Annotated in this window: 7 protein-coding genes; 4 read left to right on the top strand and 3 right to left on the bottom strand. The window is 68.2% G+C overall.

Annotated elements, in window-relative coordinates:
- Positions 1 to 40: 40 nt before the first annotated feature.
- Both ACFWF1_RS41390 and hemE read right to left on the bottom strand, forming a co-directional pair.
- Entirely contained in the window at positions 41 to 580 is a 540-nt protein-coding gene (locus ACFWF1_RS41390) for a uridine kinase (protein ID WP_379283902.1), read from the bottom strand.
- Positions 580 to 1,635: a uroporphyrinogen decarboxylase gene (gene hemE / locus ACFWF1_RS41385; RefSeq protein WP_379283901.1), complete on the bottom strand. Its 1,056-nt coding sequence runs from the start codon at positions 1,633 to 1,635 to the stop codon at positions 580 to 582. Before hemE ends, ACFWF1_RS41390 begins: the two co-directional genes overlap by 1 nt.
- A gap of 175 nt (positions 1,636 to 1,810) precedes the next feature.
- Between hemE and ACFWF1_RS41380 the strand changes: the two genes are divergently transcribed.
- Both ACFWF1_RS41380 and ACFWF1_RS41375 read left to right on the top strand, forming a co-directional pair.
- Positions 1,811 to 2,449, top strand: a complete 639-nt coding sequence (locus ACFWF1_RS41380) for a DUF3000 domain-containing protein (protein ID WP_379283900.1) — start codon at positions 1,811 to 1,813, stop codon at positions 2,447 to 2,449.
- Between the two features lie 145 nt (positions 2,450 to 2,594).
- Positions 2,595 to 3,857, top strand: coding sequence for an HRDC domain-containing protein (locus ACFWF1_RS41375; protein ID WP_379283898.1), 1,263 nt, complete (start codon positions 2,595 to 2,597; stop codon positions 3,855 to 3,857).
- 1 nt (position 3,858) lies between these two features.
- On the opposite strand, the gene ACFWF1_RS41370 is transcribed toward ACFWF1_RS41375, so the two are convergent.
- Positions 3,859 to 4,269 (bottom strand): SRPBCC family protein, encoded by a 411-nt coding sequence (locus tag ACFWF1_RS41370; protein ID WP_379283897.1) that lies wholly within the window; start codon positions 4,267 to 4,269, stop codon positions 3,859 to 3,861.
- Positions 4,270 to 4,363: 94 nt separating this feature from the next.
- On the opposite strand from ACFWF1_RS41370, the gene ACFWF1_RS41365 reads away from it, so the two are divergent.
- Both ACFWF1_RS41365 and ACFWF1_RS41360 read left to right on the top strand, forming a co-directional pair.
- Positions 4,364 to 4,939 (top strand): CGNR zinc finger domain-containing protein, encoded by a 576-nt coding sequence (locus ACFWF1_RS41365; RefSeq protein WP_379283895.1) that lies wholly within the window; start codon positions 4,364 to 4,366, stop codon positions 4,937 to 4,939.
- A gap of 36 nt (positions 4,940 to 4,975) precedes the next feature.
- Complete coding sequence (locus tag ACFWF1_RS41360) at positions 4,976 to 5,329, top strand: hypothetical protein (RefSeq protein WP_379283894.1); 354 nt, start codon at positions 4,976 to 4,978, stop codon at positions 5,327 to 5,329.
- Positions 5,330 to 5,456 lie beyond the last annotated feature (127 nt).

Here is a 5,456-nt window from a genome sequence, read left to right as displayed (position 1 = left end):
GGCCGCGAGCGAGGCCTGCTCGGGCGTCTTGGGCTGGAGATCAGAGTTGGGCGGTGCCGTTCACGATGATGTCTGCGTGGGCGCGGGTGTTGTCTGCTGCGAAATGGTTGTCTTCGTCTGCCATCCACTGCTCCCAGAGGGGTAGCGCGGCGGAGCCGTCGCGTTCGAGGCCGCGGGACAATCGCAGGGGTCGTGGGGTGTCGATCCAGATGGATAGTGACAGGCGAGCGCGGACGGCGGCTCGGGCAGCGGACACGCCTTCCAGCACCACCACGCCGCCGGGGGTGATCTCGTGCCATTCGGCGAGTGCTCGTCGATCCCAGTCGTAGCGCTGGTATCTGCCGGGAGCGTCACGCCCGAGTGGTTCGAGTACCTGACTTTCCAGTCGCGGCCACCAGTTCAGCGTGTTGTCCCATGAGGCGAAACTATCGGTCGGCACCACGGACGCGTGACACTCGCGTGCGAGTTGTGCGGCGAGCGTTGACTTTCCGGCTCCACCGGGACCGTCGACCGCGACCAACCTGGTCGAACCGAGCCGGGGTTCGCTCGCGACCACGCGCGCGACGATCTCCGCGAGCACTACAGTTCGTGCACCAACTCGACCAACGCCGTGAGCGCACCGGGATCGGTGTCGGGCAGTACACCGTGACCGAGGTTGAAGATGTGTCCCTTGGCGCCCAACGTGATCGCCTCATCAGCCTCGGCGGCAATACGCCGCGCCTCGGTTTCGACCGCGGCCGAGCCCGCGAAGAGCACAGCCGGATCAAGGTTGCCCTGCAACGCTTTTCCGGGTCCGACCCGCCGCACGGCGTCGGTGAGCGGCACCCGCCAGTCGACGCCGACCACATCGGCGCCCACCTCACCCATCACGCCGAGCAGTTCGCCGGTGCCGACACCGAAGTGGATGCGCGGCACACCCGCGTCGGCGACCTCGGCGAAGACGCGTTCGGAGTGCGGCAGCACGAAGCGCCGATAGTCGGCGAGGGAGAGGGCACCCGCCCAGGAGTCGAACAGTTGCACGGCGTCGACGCCGGCGTCGAGTTGAGCCTGCAGGAACACGATGGTGATGTCGGTGAGCGCACCGAGCAGCGCGTGCCAGGTCTGCGGGTCGGCGTACATCATCGCCTTGGTGCGCTCGTGGTTCTTGCTCGGCCCGCCCTCGACCAGGTACGACGCGAGCGTGAACGGCGCGCCCGCGAACCCGATCAGCGGCGTCTCGCCGAGCGCGTCGACCAGCAGCCGCACCCCGTCCGCGACCGCACCCACTTCCTCCGGCCGCAGCCGCGGCAGCGCGCGCACGTCGTCGACGGTGCGCACCGGCGACGCGACGACCGGTCCGACGCCGGGCACGATGTCGAGGTCGATCCCGGCGGCCTTCAGCGGAACGACGATGTCGGAGAACAGGATCGCCGCGTCCACCCCGTGCCTGCGGATCGGCTGCATCGTGATCTCGCACACCAGCTCCGGATCGAAGCAGGATTCCAGCATGCCGACGCCCTTGCGCAGCTCGCGGTATTCCGGCAACGACCGTCCGGCTTGCCGCATGAACCACACCGGACGCCTGCTCGGCGTCGCCCCGGTAGCGGCGGCCAGGAACGGGGCATCGGTCAGGCGGCGGCGAGTATGAGTGCTCATCGATGCCCATCGTAAGGGCCGCGATCCGGCCCAGCGCACGCCGGTGGACACCTCCCCCGAACGCGACACGCCGAAGCGCGCAACGCGCGGAAGCACGGAATGGCCCGCGGACGCCGCAGCAATACAGCGGCGCGCCTCCGACTGTGCCGGGTGCACAAGGTCTACCGTCCCCTTCGTGACACCGCTCGACTTCCGCGACGGCGCCGCAGCGACCGAGGGACCCCATGGCGAGCCAGCTCAATTTCGCGCCGCGGTCGATGCGATGGGCACCGCTACCGTGCACCCTCGGATCGAGCTGGCGCCGATCCGGCCGCCGCAACGTCTGGCTCCCTACTCTTACGCACTCGGTGCTGAGGTAAAACACCCGGAAACCGGTGTCGTGCCGGTCGATTCGGAAGGCGACGCGTTCGGCAGGCTGATCCTGCTGCACGACCCGGACGGTGACGAGGCCTGGCATGGCACGCTGCGGCTGGTCGCCTACATCCAGGCCGACATCGATGCCGCGCTGGCCAACGATCCGCTGCTGCCGGAGGTGGCCTGGAGCTGGCTGGTCGACGCGCTGGAGTCGCGCTCGGAACCGTTCACCGCCCTCGGCGGGACTGTGACCTCGACCAGTTCGGTGCGCTACGGCGATATAGCAGGCCCGCCGCGCGCCCATCAGCTCGAGCTGCGCGCCTCGTGGACCGCGATCAGCAACGACATGCGCCCGCACGTGGAAGGTTTCTGCGAGGTACTCGCCTACGCGGCCGGTCTCCCCCCGGCCGGTATCACCGAGCTGCAGATGCGACCCGACCTGTCCAACGATCAGCGGTAGCCCCGGCGGCACGGGAAGACCAGCGGCCGACGCGACGTTGTCATCAAGGAAAGCATCCATCGATTCCGCTGTTGTTCGCCTTCCCGACACACGGAAGCCCGATAGGACGACGACCGCTGCGGCACTGCACGTAAAGTTCAACAACATGTCCGTACCCGACGAATCCGAACCCACCGGCGCGCCACCTTTGCTCGCGCCCGTGGATGGCGTGCCTCCGGTACTGGACACCGCCGCTCGAATCACCGCCGCCGCTGCTCGTCTCGCCGCGGGCACCGGCCCGCTCGCCGTCGATGCCGAACGCGCCTCTGGTTTCCGATATTCGGCGCGCGCCTACCTGATTCAGCTCCGCCGCAAGGGTGCGGGCACCTTCCTCATCGATCCGATTCCGGTCGCCGACGCGCTCGCACCGCTGGCCGACGCGATCAATGAGCTCGAATGGGTATTGCATTCAGCGGACCAGGATCTGCCGGGTCTGGCCGAGCTCGGCCTGCGCCCGCAGCGACTGTTCGATACCGAATTGGGCGGCCGGCTGGCCGGTTTCGAACGCGTCGGCCTGGCCGCGATGGTGGAGAACCTGCTCGGCCACGCACTACGCAAGGGGCACGGCGCGGCCGATTGGTCGACCAGGCCGCTGCCCGATGAGTGGCTCAATTACGCGGCGCTGGATGTCGAACTGCTGCTGGAGTTGCGTGACGCGGTCGCCGAAGACCTCGAGTCGCAAGGCAAAACCGATTGGGCGGCACAGGAATTCGAGCACGTTCGGACCACCGAGCCGCCCGCGCCGAAGGCCGACCGGTGGCGGCGCACCTCCGGCATCCACAATCTGCGCCGGACCAGGCAGCTGGCCGTGGTCCGTGAACTCTGGACCACCCGCGACACCCTGGCGCGCGCCCGCGATGTCGCGCCCGCGCGCATCCTGCCGGACGCCGCGATCATCGCGGCCGTCACCGCCGACCCGAAGACCATCGCGCAATTGCGCGCATTGCCGGTGTACGGCGGGCCCCGCCAGCGGCGGTACTCCCGGGAGTGGCTGGCGGCCGTCGATCGCGGCCGGACCATGCCGGACAGCGACCTACCCCCGCTGACCCAGCCGTTCGACGGCCCGCCCCCGGTGAACCGGTGGGAGCGCCGCGACCCGGCCGCCGCGGCCCGGCTGACCCGCGCGCGCACGGCGATGGGTGAGCTGTCCACCGAGCATTCGGTCCCCGTCGAGAACCTGCTCTCACCCGACCTGGTCCGCCGCCTGTGCTGGGACGGACTGCCGGATTACGACCGCGTCCCCGACTCCCCCGACGACCTGGCCGCCGCCATCGACGGCTTCCTGAAGTCGGGCGGCGCCAGGCCCTGGCAGCGTGAGCTGGCCGTGCCGCGGCTGACCGTGGCGTTGACGCCGAAGCCCGCCGAGTAGCTCAGGACGTCACGCTCTCCTGCGCCTGTTTGAAGGTGCGGAGTCCCTCGTCCATCCCGGCGTCGAACGCCTGCGCGAGTTCCGCGGGCAGTACGTCGTGGATCCAGACGAATCGACTGTGCCCGTCGCCGTGCGGGAAGACCTGCATGGTCGCGTTGTTGTGCTCCGGCGTCACGCTGCCGCCGATGATCGAGTAGACGAAGCGCTGTTCGTCGTCGTCGATCGTGACGAGCCGTTCGCGCAGTGTCGTCCCGTTGGCGAAGTCGACCACGCGGGTGTCCGGGCCGTCGAGCTTGCTGTCGATCGCGTAACCGGGTGCCATCCGGACCGGGCCTGCTGCGAAATCGCGGATGATCGCCCAGATGTTCTCGGCGGGGACCTCGATGATGAGCTCTTTCTTGACCGATGCCATCAGGGGACTCCTTGCTTCCAGTCCTGAATAACTACCGTTGGCTGAACGATAGTTAGCTAACTACCCATCGTCAATAGATAGTTAAGATAGTGTCGTGGCAGGTGAAATCGTCGCGGGTGGGCCCGCGGTATTGCAGCGCATCGTGGACTTCATCAACACGCGCAGTGCGGACAGCGACGCCCTCGGCACGCCCGAACAGTTGACGAGTTGGCTGCACACGCACGACCTGCTGCCCGTCTGCGCGCAGGCCGACGGCGACGACCGCGAACGCGCCGTCTGGCTACGCGAAGGTCTGCGCGCTCTGCTCGCCGAGAACAACGCCGAACCCGTCACCAGCCCACGCCCGGACGGTCTCGACCCCACGGCGCGAACAGAACTCGCGACGCTCACCGCCGCGCTACCCCTGCACCTCGACGTGACCGGCGGGCTACCACGGTTGGTCCCACAAACCCGCCAGCCCGTCGATTACGCACTGTCCATCCTGCTCGCCGACGTCGCGACCGCCGTCGCCGCGGGCACCTGGCCGCGCCTCAAAGCCTGCCGGGAACCAAGCTGCCGCTGGGCCTTCTACGATCAATCCCGCAACCACGGTCGCACCTGGTGCTCGATGAACGTGTGCGGCAATCGGGTCAAAGTCCGTGCCTCACAACGACGCCGGGCCGCGGGCTAGGCTTTCGGCCGAAGTAGGCGCTCGGACATCGCTGCTTTGAAGTGCGAGGACTGGGATGCCATCATCGTCGACTCCGACGACCTGGAAACCACCCGCACCGTGGTGCATGCCCGCGCCGACGCGATCACCAGCCCTCGCTCCGCGCGAGCCTATCGGAACCTGCTGCTGGCCAGTGGTTTCCACGACATCACCGTCGAAGCACGTACGCCGATCTTCACCGACGAACTCATGCTCCCGATGCTGACGGGCCTGGCCGCAGCGGCAGTCGCCAGCACAAACCTCGACAAGGATCGCGCCGAATCCTGGGTGGTCGAACAGAAAGCGCGCGCCCGAACGGGCCGCCTCCTCGTAGCAGTACCGCTATTCATCGCGGCGGCAAGGCGGCGCTGACGTCAGCTGTGGTCGTTCAAATACCCACGATGGCAACGCGGCAACGCGGCAACGCGGCAACGCGGCAACGCGGCAACGCGGCAACGCGGCAACGCGGCAACGCGGCAACGCGGCAACGCGGCAACGC

Source organism: Nocardia sp. NPDC060255 (assembly GCF_042727395.1).
GTDB lineage: Bacteria > Actinomycetota > Actinomycetes > Mycobacteriales > Mycobacteriaceae > Nocardia.
Note: the sequence above shows the minus strand (reverse complement) of the source record. Positions and strands in the feature narration are given on the sequence as shown.

Excerpts from the sequence above, each read along its gene's own strand:
- ACFWF1_RS41375 (WP_379283898.1), top strand. The coding sequence starts at position 2,595 with ATGTCCGTACCCGACGAATCCGAACCCACCGGCGCGCCACCTTTGCTC.
- hemE (WP_379283901.1), bottom strand. The coding sequence starts at position 1,635 with ATGAGCACTCATACTCGCCGCCGCCTGACCGATGCCCCGTTCCTGGCC.
- ACFWF1_RS41370 (WP_379283897.1), bottom strand. The coding sequence starts at position 4,269 with ATGGCATCGGTCAAGAAAGAGCTCATCATCGAGGTCCCCGCCGAGAAC.